At 60.6% G+C, this 17,232-nt stretch carries 12 protein-coding genes; 6 read left to right on the top strand and 6 right to left on the bottom strand.

Translation table 11 applies throughout. The features are described from left to right. Positions 1 to 78: 78 nt before the first annotated feature. From DXB86_RS09410 to DXB86_RS09420, 3 genes are all read right to left on the bottom strand, one after another. Positions 79 to 1,623 (bottom strand): helix-turn-helix transcriptional regulator, encoded by a 1,545-nt coding sequence (locus tag DXB86_RS09410; protein ID WP_158555312.1) that lies wholly within the window; start codon positions 1,621 to 1,623, stop codon positions 79 to 81. A 338-nt stretch (positions 1,624 to 1,961) separates the two neighbouring features. Then, positions 1,962 to 3,275 carry a DUF4038 domain-containing protein gene (locus DXB86_RS09415; protein WP_117637213.1) on the bottom strand — a complete coding sequence of 438 codons (1,314 nt, stop codon included), beginning with the start codon at positions 3,273 to 3,275 and terminating at the stop codon, positions 1,962 to 1,964. A 209-nt stretch (positions 3,276 to 3,484) separates the two neighbouring features. Further along, a complete protein-coding gene (locus DXB86_RS09420; RefSeq protein ID WP_117736925.1) occupies positions 3,485 to 4,912 on the bottom strand; it encodes a PTS transporter subunit EIIC in 1,428 nt (475 codons plus the stop codon). 490 nt (positions 4,913 to 5,402) lie between these two features. Here DXB86_RS09420 and DXB86_RS09425 point away from each other — a divergent pair, with 490 nt between their 5' ends. The 6 genes from DXB86_RS09425 (at position 5,403) to DXB86_RS09450 (ending at position 12,996) form a co-directional block, all read left to right on the top strand. After that, entirely contained in the window at positions 5,403 to 6,740 is a 1,338-nt protein-coding gene (locus DXB86_RS09425; RefSeq protein ID WP_117736926.1) for a prolyl oligopeptidase family serine peptidase, read from the top strand. A 266-nt stretch (positions 6,741 to 7,006) separates the two neighbouring features. Next, positions 7,007 to 8,518: a nucleoside hydrolase-like domain-containing protein gene (locus DXB86_RS09430; protein ID WP_117736927.1), complete on the top strand. Its 1,512-nt coding sequence runs from the start codon at positions 7,007 to 7,009 to the stop codon at positions 8,516 to 8,518. 180 nt (positions 8,519 to 8,698) lie between these two features. Continuing rightward, positions 8,699 to 9,436 (top strand): DUF4428 domain-containing protein, encoded by a 738-nt coding sequence (locus DXB86_RS09435; protein ID WP_117736928.1) that lies wholly within the window; start codon positions 8,699 to 8,701, stop codon positions 9,434 to 9,436. A gap of 24 nt (positions 9,437 to 9,460) precedes the next feature. Then, on the top strand, positions 9,461 to 10,783 hold the full coding sequence (locus DXB86_RS09440) for a hypothetical protein (RefSeq protein ID WP_117736929.1): 1,323 nt from the start codon (positions 9,461 to 9,463) through the stop codon (positions 10,781 to 10,783). 48 nt (positions 10,784 to 10,831) lie between these two features. After that, positions 10,832 to 12,073 (top strand): SPFH domain-containing protein, encoded by a 1,242-nt coding sequence (locus DXB86_RS09445; protein WP_089573532.1) that lies wholly within the window; start codon positions 10,832 to 10,834, stop codon positions 12,071 to 12,073. An 80-nt stretch (positions 12,074 to 12,153) separates the two neighbouring features. Then, positions 12,154 to 12,996 (top strand): hypothetical protein, encoded by an 843-nt coding sequence (locus DXB86_RS09450; protein WP_055252146.1) that lies wholly within the window; start codon positions 12,154 to 12,156, stop codon positions 12,994 to 12,996. Between the two features lie 109 nt (positions 12,997 to 13,105). Here DXB86_RS09450 and DXB86_RS09455 read toward each other — a convergent pair whose 3' ends face one another. From DXB86_RS09455 to DXB86_RS09465, 3 genes are read right to left on the bottom strand one after another with little or no spacing between them, the layout of a single operon-like run. Continuing rightward, positions 13,106 to 13,726 (bottom strand): response regulator transcription factor, encoded by a 621-nt coding sequence (locus tag DXB86_RS09455; RefSeq protein ID WP_117736930.1) that lies wholly within the window; start codon positions 13,724 to 13,726, stop codon positions 13,106 to 13,108. Beyond that, complete coding sequence (locus DXB86_RS09460; RefSeq protein WP_117736931.1) at positions 13,723 to 15,216, bottom strand: sensor histidine kinase; 1,494 nt, start codon at positions 15,214 to 15,216, stop codon at positions 13,723 to 13,725. The genes DXB86_RS09455 and DXB86_RS09460 overlap by 4 nt, the downstream gene beginning before the upstream one ends. 2 nt (positions 15,217 to 15,218) lie before the next feature. Beyond that, on the bottom strand, positions 15,219 to 17,018 hold the full coding sequence (locus DXB86_RS09465) for a histidine kinase N-terminal 7TM domain-containing protein (protein WP_158555313.1): 1,800 nt from the start codon (positions 17,016 to 17,018) through the stop codon (positions 15,219 to 15,221). Positions 17,019 to 17,232 lie beyond the last annotated feature (214 nt).

Below are 17,232 nucleotides of genomic sequence, written 5' to 3' on the forward strand. Positions count from 1 at the left end.
GGATGTTTGGGCCGCCGCGACCCGCCCCCGCTGGCCGCGGCGGCCCAAAACAGCTAAAAAAGCCCCGTCCCAAATGAGCTAGTCCTTGGGTGACCAGGACCAGAAAAAGTTGATGAGGGCCAGACGTGAGGAGGCACCGGTCTTTTTGTTGATCGAGGCGATATGACGGTAGAGCGTGGAGCGCGAAAGGAAGAGCGTTGCGGCGATGTCTTGAACACTCTCGTGCGATGCGACCAAGGCCTCCAGAATATCGCGCTCGCGCTGCGTAAGCTCAAAGGCAGCGGCGAAGGCATCGAGGCGCTCATCGAGCGTGAGCTCCGATGCCTCCGCGGGAGCGGGCTCGCTTTGGGTAGACACGGAGCCATCATCAAGGTCGTCGGCAGCAAACGCCAGCTCGTTCAGCGCCGCAATGTCATCGGTCCTATGCCCAAACTGTCCCAGCAGTGAAATCGCAATACCCACAAACAGCACGAGCCCGGCACCCACCGCCAGCAGCACGTTCTGGCTCGAAACAATCGCCACCGCCGGCGCCGTCACGAACATCGCGCAAACGTTGTTGATGACACGGCCCATGCACGGCCACAGATACGACCAGTGCGCATAAACCGAAATGGCAGCAAATTTCGTCGTGAAAAACACCACGAAGAAGCCCGAACCCAGATAGAAGATGATGGTGGCGGCAAGCGTGTTGCCACCGTTGCCATCGGTGATAAGTACAAAGAACGAGAGCGTGGACAGCATGGCGGCGCACGTCATGATGATATTCATATACGAACGCCCACGCAGGTCATACAGGACGCCGGCGGCAAGGGCGCTCACAACCAGCAGCAAGCGCGGCCAGTCGCCCAGATCGATAGCGCCAGCGGCATGCGAGGTCGTAAGGCCGGCATTGAGGGCCGCGAACACGCCGGTGAGGCAAGCGGTCGCCACCGTCAGACGCACCACGGCGCCCTGAAAGGTCGCCTTTGCCTCGGGGTCATCGTGCCATCTGGCGCCACGCTCCAACGCATCGACCGATAGCTCGGCAATCCCGACCTCGAACTCGGGCGCAGGCTCATCACGCAATTTAGCGCGGCGGGCACCGTGAAGCAGCCCCACCAGCGCGATCGCACAGGCAATGAGAACAGACTGCTGGGGAATGCCCGCAGGCATCACCATATGGTTGAGCACCTGCACCAAAATGCCCGCAGCATAGGAAACCGCCACGGCGCGCGCCAGGCAGGGCGTCTGCGCAAAACGCCGCGCAAGATTGGCATGGGCGGTCGATCCGCAATAGCCCAGGGCGCAGCACGCCGCCAGGCCGCCGGCAATTACTACCTCAAACCGCACTGCCATAATCATCAGCAGCAACGCCGATACCAACAGCACGCCCGTAATATCGCTCGTCGCATCGATCGTCTGGGGACGGCGATAGTACAGAAATGGGCGCACGAAAAAGCCAATCACGCTCGCGCCGACAACGATGCTCTCGTAGATGACGACCTCACTCGATGGCACGAACTCGGCCATGCGCGCATCAAAGAAATACTCGCACGCCAAAAACGTGAAGAAGAACAGCGCTAGGCACAGAATCTCCCGCATGCCCCGGCGCAAATATGCGGTTGTGTCTCCCAGGTCCCTCATGGTAACCCCCACCCGCTTTGTTGTCCGGAACACCATTTTCATAAAGAACCAATCTCAATATCGAAGCCAAGTTCGAAATGTTGCAAATTCGACCCCAGCCGTCCGCATGACGCCGCGATTTTGAGCCGCATGACCCAGAAGGGGCGCGCGCAAGCTCCAACTCGGCAAGGAGTATCCCCCAACTGCCACTCATTTAAGTACGTCCCCAATGAGTACCCAATGAGTAAGCAAAGGGTGCGACGGAATGGCTCCCCTTGGCAGCTTGAAGCCGTCATGCAGGAACCATTCCGTCGCAGCCCAATGAAAGGGACTGGGTTGTAAATGTTGGAGAAGAGCCGTTAGCGCCCGGGGGCCAGGATCACCAGCGCGTCGTGCTCAAAGGGATGCTGCGCCACGCGCACGGTGCCGTCACCGTTGTCACGGACGGGCAGCTTTGCGATGCGCTTGTCCTCCATGTCGAGGACCGTCGCCGTCCAGCCACGCGCGCCGTCGAGCTTAAACTTGAGCGCCGTGGTACGCGGCAGGTACGCGACGATGCGATCGCCAACGCGCGCCACACGGATGGACTCGCGCGCGTCGTCGAGGAGCTCCTGCGCCGGAACCACGGCAAGTGCATCGTCGGCAGCCGTAGCGCCTAGGGCGGCAAGCACGTGCTCGATCGCGCCAAAGTCCCACACACCCGCAAACTGCAGGCACTCTTGCCAGCGGAAGGGCATGTCAAAGCCCTCGCCCAGGACCGAACCCTGGCTGCGCGATGTTTGCCAGTTCCACACGCCGTGTGCGCCATAGGTCACGCCGGCACTGGCGCCGGCAAGAATCGACGACCATACGCTCGCGCGGCAATCCTGCGCGGTAAAACGCCAGTAGACGTTGCGCGACGCACCCATCTGCTCGTAGCAAGGCTCGGAGTTGACCATCGGCTTTTTGGGATAGTTGGCGATAAAGTCCTGCGGCAGACGCCATGCCTCGGGCTGGCCCTCGTAGTTGTGGCCGGGCTGGAACATATAAAAGTCCAGACGGTCCAGATACTGCGCCGGAATGGTGCGGTTACCGCGGTTGATATGCATGGTGCGCAGTGCCTCGGGCGCGCGCTTGACGACCTCGTCGAGGGCGTCCTCGTAATAGGCGATCGCCTCGTCGCCGGCAAAGTCGGTATCGCCCGCCACCACGTAGACGGGGTCGAACTCGCCCAGGTTCTCGACGACGCGGGCAACGTGGGCGCGAACCTCCTCACGCGGCATAATCTCGGCACCGCAACGCTCGGCGATCTTGGCACCCCAGGTACCGGGCACGTAGTTGCACCACATGAGCACGAGCGCCGGACGAATGCCGTGCTCGACGGCCGCGCGGCACATGGCGGCGGCACGATCCCAATACGCCTGGTTGGGGCAGGACCAATCAAAGTGCACGCCATCCTCGCTGGCATAGGGCCAAATGCCCAGGTCGGGACAGCAGCGATCCCACTGCGGCAACGTGTTGATCTGCAGCACGTTCATGCCCTGCTCGGCACGGCGGGTCAGGTAGTAATCCCAGTCGTTCTCGGCGATGCTCGTAAATGCGCTCCAGCACGTATCGGCAAACCAGAAGAACGGTTTGCCCTCGCACAAAAAGCCGTCCTGGCGACCGTTGGCGGTCAGCTTTCCCAAACTCATCTGCATGTCCTTTCGTTTGATAAAGGATTTGCGAACCGCCGGGGGCTTTCGCGATAACCCCGCGCGAAAGCCCCCGGCGCTTGGCAAACCCTCGCGGGCGAATCTCACCCGCCTCCATCAGTCTACCTTGCAAGAAGGGCCCCGCCGGGCTTACGCCTGACGGGGCCCTGTCGTGTAGGTGAGGTCTTATGCGACCGAACGGTTTGGCCTTAGGCCTCCATCTCGGCGAGCTCCTCCTTGGAGAAGCCGGAGACAAAGACGACGGCAGCGGCGATGACAAAGGAGATTGCCATACCAACGATAGCCCAGACGGTGTTCATCTGGCCACCCTGCAGGTAGTTGGTGAAGACCAGGAAGTTGGAGGCACCGCCTGCGAGGTAGTAGGTAACCCCCATGAGGCCGGAGAACACAGCGCCGATGGCACCGCCGATGAACATGCCAAACATGGTGCGACGGAAGCGCATGAGGATGCCGAAGAGCGCGGGCTCGGTGACGCCGCCGGCGATGGCGGAGATGACGTAACCGATGGCGAGAGACTTCTCGTCGGGGTTCTTCATCTTGAGGAAGGCACCGAAGGCGCAGCCCCAGACAGCGGCCATAGCGCAGTTGGTGGAAACGAAGACGAAGGGATCGTAACCGGCAGCGATGATCTGAACCTGGGCGAGCAGGATGACGGGCATGTGCATGCCGCAGACCACGAAGAGCTGCCAGAAGGCGCCGAGGACGGCCATGACGATCAGGATGCCGATGCCGCCAAGGTCAGCAAGGCCGAAGAGGGCGTTGGCGATCAGCGTACCGATCTCGTTGCCGATCGGAGCGAGGACGATGAAGGCAATGGGGATCGTGACGATCATGGTGCAGAACGGCGTGAAGACCGTGGAGAGCACGTCGGGCATGACCTTCTTAAAGAACTTCTCGACGAAGTAGAGGACAGGCACCGAAAGGATGATCGGCAGGACGGACTGCTGATAGTTTGCAGCAGCGATCTGGATGCCGTAGACGGAGATGATGCCGCCGCCCTCCTGGGTGGCGACGCTCACCACGGAAGGAGCCATGAGGGCGCCACCGAGCAGCATGCCGAGCACCGGGCTGGCGCCGAGCTTCTTAGCCGCGGCATAACCCAGGTAGATGGGGATAAAGGTGAACGTGGCCTCGTACAGCGTGGTGTAGAGGAACGTATAGGTCGGGTCGTCGGCCGAGAGCACACCGAGCATGGTGGGGCCGAGGACGGCCGCGATGGTACGGAACAGACCGCCGGCCATGAGCAGCGGGATGAGCTGGGTCATGGAGCCCGACAGATAGTCGAGGATGATATTGGGCAGGTTCTTGAGCTCGAACTTCTCCTTGGGAGCATCGAGGTTCTCGTTGACGGCCTCACCCTGCTTGACACCGGAGATGGCGACGAACTCGGCGAGCACCTTGGGCACGTTCTGGCCGATGATGACCTGGAGCTGGCTGCCGGCAAACTGGCAACCCAGAACACCCTTGACCTTCTTGATCTTCTCCACGTCGGCCTTGCTGTTATCCTTGAGCGTCAGACGCAGGCGCGTCATGCAGTTGGTGGCAACGGAAACATTCTCCGCACCGCCCACGAGCTCGAGGACATCGGTGGCAATCTGCTTGTTATCTACTGCCATGGGACCCCTCCCCATATCTTCGTGTGCCAGCCCCCTTGGGCTTAGGCACGCCTTTGGCCCGGCGACTATAACCCCTTACGGTTGCCGGACCCTTGGATACGCTTTTGTAAACAAGGTGTTTACTGAACGTTTACGGGCTTTAGTTTACACGGAGCGCCGAATTTATGGCAATTTTGCCGTCTACAGTCCGGTGAACGGTAGGAAATCGGGGGTGAACGTATTTGAATGGCGGGAGATGGTCTCTTTGACCCTCTATTGATATATAGCCATTTACGTGGGATTTTATTTTGATGAACACCTCACTGATCTGTTAACTCATCAACAGAGTCCCTGCTAGAAGCTAGTAAACATACGTTTAGTAGTTCACGACGTGTTCAATTTTGCCGTTTACCGAGTTCATCTGGTTATTCTTCAATTCTAGATTACACTAAACATGTTTAGTTTGTATTGCCGCAGATGCCAGGCATTCGCGGCGCAAGGGAGGCAGCTCATGGAACTCAAATTGTGTACCTACGCAACCGTCACCACCTTGGGCGACTTTGGCCCCTGGATCAGCAAGGTCGTACTCGACCTGCCCTGCACCGTGCGCGCCAACGACATCGACGCGAACACCTTCCATATATATGTAGAGCGTCACGAGCGCTCGGGCGATGTTCTGATGCGCAAGGAACGCGGCGCCGACCATGCCGCGCCCTCCGTGGGTTACATCGACATTCTCGCCGCATATCCGTGCGACGAGAACGGACGTAAGCTCGCCGTGGGCACCCATGTGGCGCTCGAGGTCGCCGAGCAGCGCCTGACCAAAAAGATCGAAGGCGGCGTCATGGGCTCGCGCATGCTCGATGACCAGTTGCACATCACGCAGCTCGCGGCTCTTCCCGGCAACGACGGCGACGATCCCACCTGCGGCCTGGTCTTCGACACCTGCCGTGGCGATATCTGCCCTGCGCTCAAAGGCTGGAGCAACGACACGCAAAAGACCGCCGTCGACGGTATCGCGCTCGAATACGGCTTCTTTGAGCCCAGCTTTAAGGCCGAGGACTCGGCATGCTTCAACCCCTTTGCGCCCGAGGCCACGGCCGTGCCCCAAAAGGCACCGCTCGTGGTGTATCTGCACGGCGCCGGCGAGGGCAAGGGCGCCACGCAGGGCGAAGGCGCCACGCGCGCCTATATCGGCAACCGCGTGACGGCCATCAGCCAGGCGCAGATCCAGCGCTACTTTGGCGGCTTTGCCTGGGTGCTCGTACCGCAGTCGCCCACGTTTTGGATGGACAACGGCGTCGAGCAGCTTGGTCACTCCAACCAGAGCATCTACTCCCCCGTGCTCAAGGCGCTCATCGACGAGTTTGTCGCCGAGCATGCCGACCGCATCGATACCGACCGCATCGTGGTCGCCGGTCTTTCCAACGGCGGCTTTATGACCCTGCGCCTGTGCGCCGACTACCCCGATTTCTTCGCCGCAGGCCTTCCCTGCTGCGCGCCGTGGTACAACGCCACGGACGAGGACGTGGTCGCGCTTGCCAAGACGCCGCTGTGGTTTACGCACTCCAAGGGCGACGAACTCGTGTGTCCGCAGCAGACGGTGCTGCCGTTGTTCGCGCGCTTGCGCGGGGCGGGCGCCAACGTGCACCTCACCTACTTTAGCCATGTCGAGGACCTGACCGGCGTGTATCGCGAGGCCGACGGCTCGGCCAAGAAGACGTTCAACCACGGCGTGTGGATCCACCAATTCAACGACCTGTGTTATCAAGACTTCGACGGGGGCAACGTACTCATCGACGGCGAGCCGGTGGGCTGCTGGGAGTGGTCGGCCAGGGTTTCGAGGTAACCATCCCATCGGGGGCTCTGACCTTTAGTTTTGTAAACGTCCTCGCGCATGAGCCCCGCTTATCCTGCTCCTTCGGAGCATCGGATAAGCGGGGCTCGCGCTGCGGAATGTTTACAAAACTAAAGGTCAGAGCCCCCTAAGTTAACGTTGTTCGAAACGCTGGTCGGCCGATTCCGGCGGGCCGCCGAGTCGCGGGCGATGGGGGCGTGGGTCCCGTCTTGCCTTGCGCGTAACTGGCTGAATTGATTTTGATTGGAGCTGTTCCTATGTCCCAGAAGTTGACTCGGGTGATTGTTACTACCGATATGGAAGTCGACGATATGAACTCGCTTGTTCATTTGGCTCTGTATCTCAACTTGCTTGATGTTCAGGCTGTGGTGTATACGGCTTCGCAGTATCACTTTCTTGGGGATGGGGTTCATACGCTCGGCGAGGTGAATTCGCATTGGCGGACCAAAGGGCGGCGCTCTTATGAGTGGGCTGTTGTGCCTCATGAGCCCGATCCGCTGGCCGGCGAACTTCGCGAGTATCGGCCTTTTCCCGAGCATTGGATCGAAAGTCTTTGGAGCAACGAATACGCCCGGGCTTGGCCGCAGCTGCAGGCCAATGCCGTTGCCGCCGGCGAGCCGTCCTTCCCCACGCCCGCACAGATGATTGAGCGTACGTTTGTGGGAAATGTTGCTTTTGAGGGTGATGTGACTGAGGAGACGCCCGGTTCGCGCGTCATCGCCGATGCCATCATGGACGACGACCCCCGCACGCTGTGGCTACTCAGCTGGGGTGGTATGAATACTATCGTTCGTGCCCTCATGAGTATTGCCGAGCGTTATCGCGCCACACCCGAGTGGCCCACTGTGCAGCAGCGGGTCTATCAGAAGGTGCGCGTGATGGGCGTTGCCGATGGCGTGGGGCAAGACAACTCATGGCTCGACCATGGGCGCGAGCTCTTTCCCGAGCTCATCTTTTGGCGTACGCCCTATATGTATGGCAACTATTTCGACGCCAAAACAGCTCAGCCCGATACGCTGCCGCTGTTTAAGGCTCCCTGGCCCGAGCAGAATCTCACGCAGGGCAACGGCCCCCTCATGGCACGCTATATGCTCTATGGCGATGGTAAGGTCTACGAAAACGAACCCGAGCGCTTTCAGTTTGGCAAGCATGCCCGCCTGGATTGGGGCCTGGAAGGCATGCCCGCGGTGCAGTTTGAGCGCGGCGACTTTATGGCCGAAGGCGACAGCATGACCTATATTCCACTGCTGCCGTTTGGCCTGCGCGGCATCGACGACCGCGACTTCGATACGCTGCTGGGCCGCATGTTTCTTGATGGACACCCCGATGCGAGCGCGCCCGCCGGTTTTGCCTCCATCGGCACGCCCGCAGACGACAATCTCAATCCCTATCTGCGTGCCTATCAGGAAAACTTTGCCGCCCGCGCGCAATGGTGCGCCCATGATCCGGCCATCTGCTCGCATCCGGCACATGTTGTCGAGGTCACGGCCGACCGTAGCGCCGCAGCCGGCGAGCGCGTCGCCCTTGCGGCAACCATCGTCGACCCCGACGACAAGGGCTTCGATGCACATTGGGATGTGGCCGTAGACCCATCGAGCTATGCAGGCGTCCAGGATCTGTCGATGTGGCAAGAATGCACGGTGGACACCGCTTTCATCGTGCCCGCCGACGCGCAGCCCGGTGACCGCTTCGTACTCACGCTTACCGTGCAGACGCGCGCCGAGCGCCCCTGCACCCGCTACGCCCAGATCGCCGTGACCGTGGCATAGCAAGAACGGCGCCCACATTCGGCAGCCGCCGCATTCGACAAAGAGTGTCCCCAATGAGTAGGAAAAATGAGCCATGTGTCCCAGTTGCGGAGACTCCTTGAGCCGTCTGGGTATCGCGAAGGATCGCGCACTCCCCCATCATCAAAAGTGACACACGCTACCAGTTGATGGGAGGCAGCCATGGGCTTCTTTGACAAGATGTTCGAGAAGAAAGAGTGCGCGATTTGCGGTACCGAGCTGGGACTTCTAGGTAAGACAAAAATCAATGAAGGCTACCTGTGCAAAGAGTGCGCCGGCAAGCTCTCCCCCTACTTTCACGGCTATCGCTCCAGCACCGCGGACGATATCCGCGAGCAGCTCGCCTACCGCGAGGCCAATGCCGAGCGCCTGGCGTCGTTCAACCCCACGCGCACGCTTTCTGCCGGGCGCACCAACATCATGCTCGACGAAGATGCGGGCCTGCTGATCATTACCTCGCAGAGCCGCTGGCGCGACGCCAATCCCGACATCATCGAGTTCTCGCAGGTACTCGGCTGCGATATGGATATCGACGAGCATCGCACCGAGATCTATCGCGAGACTAAGGACGGCGAGCGCGAGAGCTACAACCCGCCGCGCTACAACCTGGATTACGACTTTAATCTGACCATCCACGTCAACACGCCGTACTTTACCGAGATCAACCTGCGCGTAAACGACTCCACCATCGATCAGCGCGGCTCCATCGAATACCGCGAGGCCAAGCGCCAGGCAACCGAGGTCCGCGACGCGCTGGTGCAGCTGCGCCAGGAGACGCGCGACAGCGTTGTGGCCGCCAAGGCCCCCAAGACCGCGGTGACCTGCCCCTTCTGCGGAGCCACCACCATTCCCGATGCCAGTGGGCGCTGCGAATACTGCGGCGGCGCTATCGGCGCATAGTCTCCGGCACGGAAAGGACCGATCATGGCCTTCGAGAGCGTTAACTATCAGTGTCCTGCCTGCGGTGGTCCCCTGCATTTTGCCAGCGCCGAGCAAAAGCTTGTCTGCGACTACTGTGACTCACGCTTTGAAGTCGAAGAAGTCGAGGCCCTCTATTGCGAGCGCCAGGACAAGGCCGACGCCAAAGCCGATGCGGCAGCCGCAACGCCCAAGTCCGTCGCCGACGACGCGGTGCAGGAGCTCGCCCAAAACGCCGGCTACATCTGCTCGTCGTGCGGCGCCGAGCTCGTGTCCGACGGCACCGTCGCCGTCACCACCTGCCCGTACTGCGGTAACTCCGCCGTGGCGACCGGCCAGCTCTCGGGCGACTTCTCGCCCGACCTGGTGATTCCGTTTAAGCTCGGGCACGACGACGTCACAGCCGCACTCAAGGAACACTATAAGGGCAAGATCTTGCTGCCCAAGAGCTTTGTCACCGGCAACCACATCGACGAGGTCCAAGGTGTCTACGTGCCGTTTTGGCTCTACGGCGCCCGCGTTGACGGCGAAGTGTACTTTGACGCGACCAACGAGACCGTGACCGAGGAATCCTCTCGCACCGTCACGACCACCGACCACTACGATGCCTATCGCAAGGGCAATATCTCGTTTAAGCGCGTGCCCGTCGACGGATCGTCCAAGATGCCCGACGGCCACATGGACGCCATCGAGCCGTTTGACTACGACGCGCTGCGTCCGTTCTCGGTCGCATATATGCCCGGCTACATCGCCAACCGTTACGACGAGGACTGCGAGACCTGCAAGGCGCGCGCCGAGCGCCGTATGGAAGAAAGCACGATCTCGGCCCTGCGCGAGACCGTCGTCGACGAATACGACGATGCCACGGTCGAAAGCAAGCAGCTCGACTACACCTGGGAAGACAGCGACTACGCCCTGTTCCCCGTCTGGATGCTCTCCACCTCGTGGAACGGCAAGAGCTACCTGTTTGCCATGAACGGCCAGACCGGCCGCTTGGTCGGCGAGCTCCCCTGCTCCAAGCCCAAGCTCGCTATTGCCTCGGTGCTGTTCTTTGTGATCGGATTTGTCCTCTCCCAGATTCTCTTTATGGGCGAGAACGCCTTCGATCCGGATTACCTCGCCTTTGATATCGAGGGCATCCTCATCAACATCATCGCGCCGCTGATCATCGTGATTATCGGAGACGTGCTACTGGTAGGCCAGCTCAAGACGGCCAACGAGGCCACCCACGCCGACGAGTACTGCGGCGAGCTCGACCTGACCGAGAAGCACGACACCTTCAGCCACACCGAGACCACCGTTGTCATGAAAGACGACAAGGACGACTAAGCAATCCAACCAATACCACCCGGCCTTTGACGAGAAAGGAAGATCACCATGGGACTCTTGAAAGCTGGATTGGGTGCTGCCGGCGGCGTCATGGCCGACCAGTGGAAGGAATTTATCTATTGCGAATCGATGCCTGCTGACGTCTTGGCCTGCAAGGGCAGCAAGCGCACCGGTGGCCGCAGCTCCAACACGCGCGGCGAGGACAACGTCATCTCCAACGGCTCCGTCATCGCCGTCAACGACGGCCAGGGCATGCTCGTGGTGCAAAACGGCAAGATCATCGAAGTCGCGCTGGAGCCTGGTGAGTTCGTCTTCGATACCGGCAGCGAGCCGAGCGTCTTTAGCGGCAACCTGGGCGATTCCATCAAGGAGACCTTCGCCAATATCGGCAGCCGCTTTACTTTTGGCGGCGACGCGGGCAAAGACCAGCGCGTCTACTTCATCAACACGAAAGAGATCATCGGCAACAAGTACGGCACCGCCTCGCCCGTGCCCTTCCGCGTGGTCGACAACAACATCGGCCTGGACGTCGACATCTCCGTGCGCTGCAACGGCGAGTATTCGTACCGCATCACCAACCCGCTGCTGTTCTACACCAACGTATGCGGCAACGTGACCGATAGCTACACGCGCGACAAGATCGACAGCCAGCTTAAGTCCGAGCTGCTCACCGCCCTGCAGCCCGCCTTTGCCAAGATCTCGGAGATGGGTATCCGCTACAGCGCCATCCCCGGCCACACCACCGAGCTCGCCCGCGCGCTCAACGAGGTCCTCTCTGCCGATTGGCGTGACCTGCGCGGCGTCGAGATCGTGAGCTTTGGCGTCAACTCCATCGCCGCCTCGCAAGAGGACGAGCAGATGATCAAGGATCTGCAGAAAGCCGCGGTCATGCGCGATCCCACCATGGCGGCAGCCAACATTGCCAGCGCCCAGAGCGACGCAATGCGCGCGGCAGCCGCCAACCCCAACGGCGCGATGGCAGGCTTTATGGGCATGGGCATGGCAGGTGGCATGGGCGGCATGAACGCCAGCCAGCTGTTCGCCGCCGGCCAAGCACAGCAGCAGGCCGCCCCGCAGCCGGCTCCGGCACCCGCTCCCGCACCGGCTCCCGCCGCTGCTCCCGCGGCCGGCACATGGACCTGCAGCTGCGGCGCCACCAACACCGGCAAGTTCTGCTCCGAGTGTGGCAGTCCCGCACCCGCCCCGGCACCGGCCAAGTGGTTCTGCCCCAACTGCGGCAGCGAAAACGGCGGCAAGTTCTGCAGCAACTGCGGAACGCCCAGGCCCTAGCCCCTCTATCTGGTAATTGGCGGGGGATCCGCCACCCCCGCATTTGCTTCTATGGGTTTCGTTCGATAAAGGAGGACACCATGAAGACAACGTTCAAAAAGTCCGTACTCGCATTTCTGACATGCGTCCTTGCGCTCGCCTTTGCCCTGACGGGCTGCAGCGGCGGCGGCAAAGACCCCAAGGCCAACTTCGTCGGCAGCTGGGAACTCTCGGGTGGAACCCTGGAGGGCGAAGAACTGACCGATGAGTACATGAAGATGCTCGAGGATTGGGGTGTGCACTGCGTCCTGATTCTCGATGAGGACGGTACAGGTGCCCTCGACCTGTTCCTTGAAGTCGTCGACCTTAAATGGGAGGCAAAGGACGCCACCACCGTAACCATCACCGCCGAAGACGAGTCGCATGACATGAAGCTCAAGGACGGCAAGCTCATCCTCGAAGAGGATGACGGCAATCTTGTCTTTACCAAGTCCGACAAGGACCTGTCCGGCACGGTGAAGAAGGATCGCGAGGCGGCCGAGAAGGAAGAAGAGATCGACGAGGCCGTCGAAGACGACGACGTCCAGAAGACTGAAATCTCCCCCGCCGTCACCGTTGCCGATGACGACCTGTGCACCATTACCATCACCGAGAAGTTCAAGGACGAGTGGGGCGACATCGGTTTTGTCGTCAACATCACCAACAAGAGCGACAAGGACCTGACCTTCTACGCCCCCAGCGGCAAGACCAACGTCAACGGCACCATGAAGGAACCCTGGTTCTCGGCTCACCTGATGCCCGGCACCAACGCCACTGAGGAATTCACGTTCTCGAACGGCACGCTCGATAGCCTTGACGACCTGGTCAATACGACCATCGGCATCGACGCCTACCTGACCGATTCCTACGAGGACGTTGCCTCCTACAGCGCAACCATCGCGTAGCGGTAGACCACGACAGCCGCGGATTGGCGGACACATCCGCGCACACCAGACGGGGCCGCAGGAGATGATCCTGCGGCCCCGTCGCTTTTATGCCGATGCGTAACGAACGTCAGCGCTCCATGTTGGGAACGATGCTGCCCTCGGTCACCGCATGCACGGCCAAGCGCATGATGTTGTCGTAACCGGTCTTGTTGAGAATCTCCGAGATGCGGCGCTTGATGGTACCCTCGCTCATAAACAGCTCGGCCGCAATCTCGCGGCGGCTTTTACCCTCGCAGGCAAGGCGCAAAATCGACAGCTCGACATCGTCAAGGGCCGCCGTGCCCGAGAAAATGCTCTCGGGCGGCTTGGGAAACGTACAGTAGCCCGCCAGCGTGGAACGCATCACGGCGAACAGCTCGTCGATGCCGACGTTCTTGTACACAAAGCTATCGACGCCCGCCTCGCGAGCCTGATCGACAAAGGTGATCTCGGGCATGCCGGTCATGATGATGACGCGACACTCGGGCAGCTCCTCTTTAATACGCGCCGCCGCCACGATGCCGTTGGAATCGTACTCGGTGCACACGTCCATCAGTATCATGTCCGGGCGCTCCTTGAGCGCGACACCCAAGGCCTCGGAGGCATCGGCGATCGCGGCAACGACGGTCATATCGGGCTGGTCGCCAACGGAGCGCGCCAGGCTCTCGCGCAGGATGGCCTGATCTTCGACAATTAACACGCGGATCATGAGTTTCTCCTTTGGGACGTGTCGCTAGCGTTAAGCGGAATGGATACCGTAAGCGTAAAGGGCGGGGTGGCGTGGACCTCTAGGCTGCCACCCAGATCTTGCGCGACATGCCTCATACCTGGGATACCCGTTCCCTCGCGATACGATACGGGGGCCGGGGACCCGTCGTTAGAAATCGTCATGTGCGCGACGGCGTCAGCATCCGTCCTCTCCTGCCACAAGCGCACATGGACCCGATGCGCCTGCGCATGCTTGGTGGCGTTGGTCGAGGCCTCGCGGATAATCTGCAAAAAGGCAGCGGCGACACGCGCGTCCTCAGGCAGCGCACCCTCAACATCGATCTGCACGCTCACCAGGCCAAAAGCATGGACGATATCGCCCAGTTGCCCTGCCGGTTCGGTGTCGCCCCCGCTGCGCAGATCGGCAGCGATTGAGCGCAGCAGCGGGTCGATCTGCTCGAGCGACTCGTCGTCCAAGCGCCCCTCCTCCAAATAGCGATGAAGGATTGATAGGCGCTGGCCGATCACATCGTGAACGCGGGTGCGCATGCGCAGATAGGCCGCATTGTCGGCAACTTTTTTGACTTCTTCGATCTGGGCCTGGAGCTCTTGGCCCGCAAGCTCAAGCAGGTGGTTGGCCTGCGCCAGGCGGTCATGCGCATGCGCATACTCTGTCACGTCCAGACCGATTATGCGCTCGAACGAACGGCCCGAGACCATAACGTCATCGCACACAAACAGGCGAATCTCGGCGGGAGAAACCTCGACCACCGCACGCGCCTCACCAAAGCGGTCCAGGTTGATCCGCACGCGGTTCTTACCGCCTTCGGGCATTTGCATGCTGAGCTTGCGCAGGTCGTTCCATGTACCGCTCATATCGCCTAGGTCGGTGGGCATATGAAGCTCCACCAGGTTTTTGCGCATGCAGCGGTTCATGAGCAGTGGACGGCCCCTCGAGTCCAGATACAGGATGCCCACGGGAATCACGTTGATGGTTTCGATCGTCGAGAACGCGGTGATATCCTCCTGGCGGTTACGGACGTCCATCAAGAGCGCCGCGACGGAACGGAACAGGAAGAACGCTCCCTCTGCGATAAGGACAACGGCCCACACCGAGCCCATGGCAAAAACCACCGGCGGTGTCACGGCGCCAACAAGCAGCAGCTCGGCCAGCATGACAGGGCGACGATAGTGCACCATGAGGACCACGCCATAGGCAAAGATCGCGGCATTGAGCCACAGCACTCCGCCCATTGCCCTGGCGCAAACGTCAAGCGGCGCCACCAGATACGAGCCAGACGACGCGAATAAGATGAGCGCCGAAATCATCAGGTGAAGCACAAGGCTCGTCTCGTAGGCGCAAATCACCTTACGGTTATAGGACGAGCGGCGCGATGCGATGAGCGGGACGTGGATCATCTGCAGACACGCAGCCAGGGCAAAGACAACATCGAGCGCAACGATTTGGGGAAGGATGAACGAAATTTGCATCGTCACTCACCCGCCTGCGGCATCAAGACGATCATGCGCAGCTGACCGGGTTCGCCCTCAAGACGGTACGCCACGTTACGCCCTTGCAGCGCGCTCTCGAGCTCTTGCGCAGCGGGCGTCTGAGAAAGATCTTCATCATCGTTGGAAAAAAGCGTGGCGCGCAGCTCGACACTGCATCGGTCATGGTCGCCCAAGTGATACATAAGCGCCGGATGGTCGGTGGTGTAGGCAAAAAACGCAAAGTCATACACGCAGTCGTACAGGGCGCTTACCGTACTGGCGTGCATCGGGCGCCGTATGGCGATAATCGAGGCGCAATCGATATCGATGGTGCGCAGGTCGCTTGCGAGCTCGTTGGCAATGAGCTGAATGCGGTCGCGATCAAAACCGCTCTCACCGTGCTGTGCCAACGTGAGCGACCCTTTGCGCTTGCAATAGGCGACGAGCATCTTGGCGCGCTGCAGCATGCGGTAACGCTCGTGCGAAGACGCCTCGTCGGTCAACGGCGGCAGCGAACTCAGCAGGTCGTACATCCCTTCGAGCGCGCGGGCAAGTGCTTGGTCCACGTCTTGGACCAGCAAGGTCTCGGCCTCTTGATCTGCCAGGTGCGTCTTAAGGTCGTAGTCGGCGGCGAGCAGCTCGTTTTGACGCTGCAGCTCCATGCGACGCTGCGCCAGTTCGCGATTGAGTTCGTTGAGCTCCGACACGTCTTGGGCAAGCAGGGCCGATCCGCCCAGCAGTGGAAAGGCACGGTACACCACATCGGGATCGGACGCCACAGCAAAGGCATGGACGTGGCCGTGCTCCTGGGTCCGCAACTCCTCGCGCACGCCTACCGGCATTGGCTTTGACGCCGGCGTGGCATAGACTTCCTGCAGGTCGCGCGTTAGAACTTTGAGGTCAAGCGGCAAGGTGTCGAAGATGCCGGCGATGTCGTGATACGACGGAATGACACCGCAATCGAGACAGATTTCCATCGCCACCACGCACAGGACGCAATAGACGAGCGAAAAGTTGAGCCTCCATGCCCAGGGCACGCGCAACGCATACGAGACGGCAAAGAATGCGCCACCCAGCAGTACGAGCGCCGCCGTGCCCGAGAAACGCTGGATGCGAAAGGACGAGGACCGGCCCACCAGGATAAAAAAGGCCACAAAGTTAAAGGCCGTCCACACTAAGACAGCGAAATAACCCCAGCCGTACGTGTAATCGTTGCTCCAGGTGTCGCTTGTACGGTCAAAGTGGAAGACCTGCTGGTGAAAATCGTTGGTGAGCACAAATCCGATAAGCAGGATAGCCACAATCCAAAGCGCAGCGCAGTAGCGGCGACCCAGGCGGTGTTGCTCCAGACCCGCAAGGCGCAGACCACACAACTGGTAGAGCAGCGGAATGAGCGTCATGGGCACGTAGTACAGGTACCACAGCACGGTGGCATAGAACGGCGTGAACGACTTGTACTTGAGAATGACTTCGATCATCCAGAGGGCACAGATGGTGGCGACGGCAACAAGGCGGCGGCGCAACACATAGTCCAAACAGCGTAGATAGACCGATACGCCCCAGATCGAAAATATAATTGCGGCGACAAGCAACGGGAGAGAGCTCGAGTGGACGAGCGCATCCACGACCTCTTCGGACACCTCGCTATAGGCGGGCACGGCGTTGGAAAGCTTGGGGTCGGAGGCAAACAGCGCCGGCAAGACTGCCAAAAGCATGAGGAACAGCACGGTGATGGCGCCGGCGATAGCAAAGACGCGGTGACGGTACACCTGATGTGTTATACCAACAAGGAATCGCGGCATGGCGAAGAGCCTGCCGCCCCTGGGATCCGCCACGGGTGCGGATCGGGCGGCCGCGTGGCCGATATGTCGCTCGCGGGTACCCATAGTGCTTTTAGTGTACCGACAGGCGGGCCCAAAAAGCGGGCCACATGTCCCAAAATCCGCCGACGGCGAGGGACGTCGCCAGCGACTAGTCGTTTAAGAACGTCCATTACAGTCGAAATTGTCAGCCCGG

It is taken from the genome of Collinsella sp. OM06-18AC, assembly GCF_003438785.1.
In the GTDB taxonomy this organism is placed as follows: domain Bacteria; phylum Actinomycetota; class Coriobacteriia; order Coriobacteriales; family Coriobacteriaceae; genus Collinsella.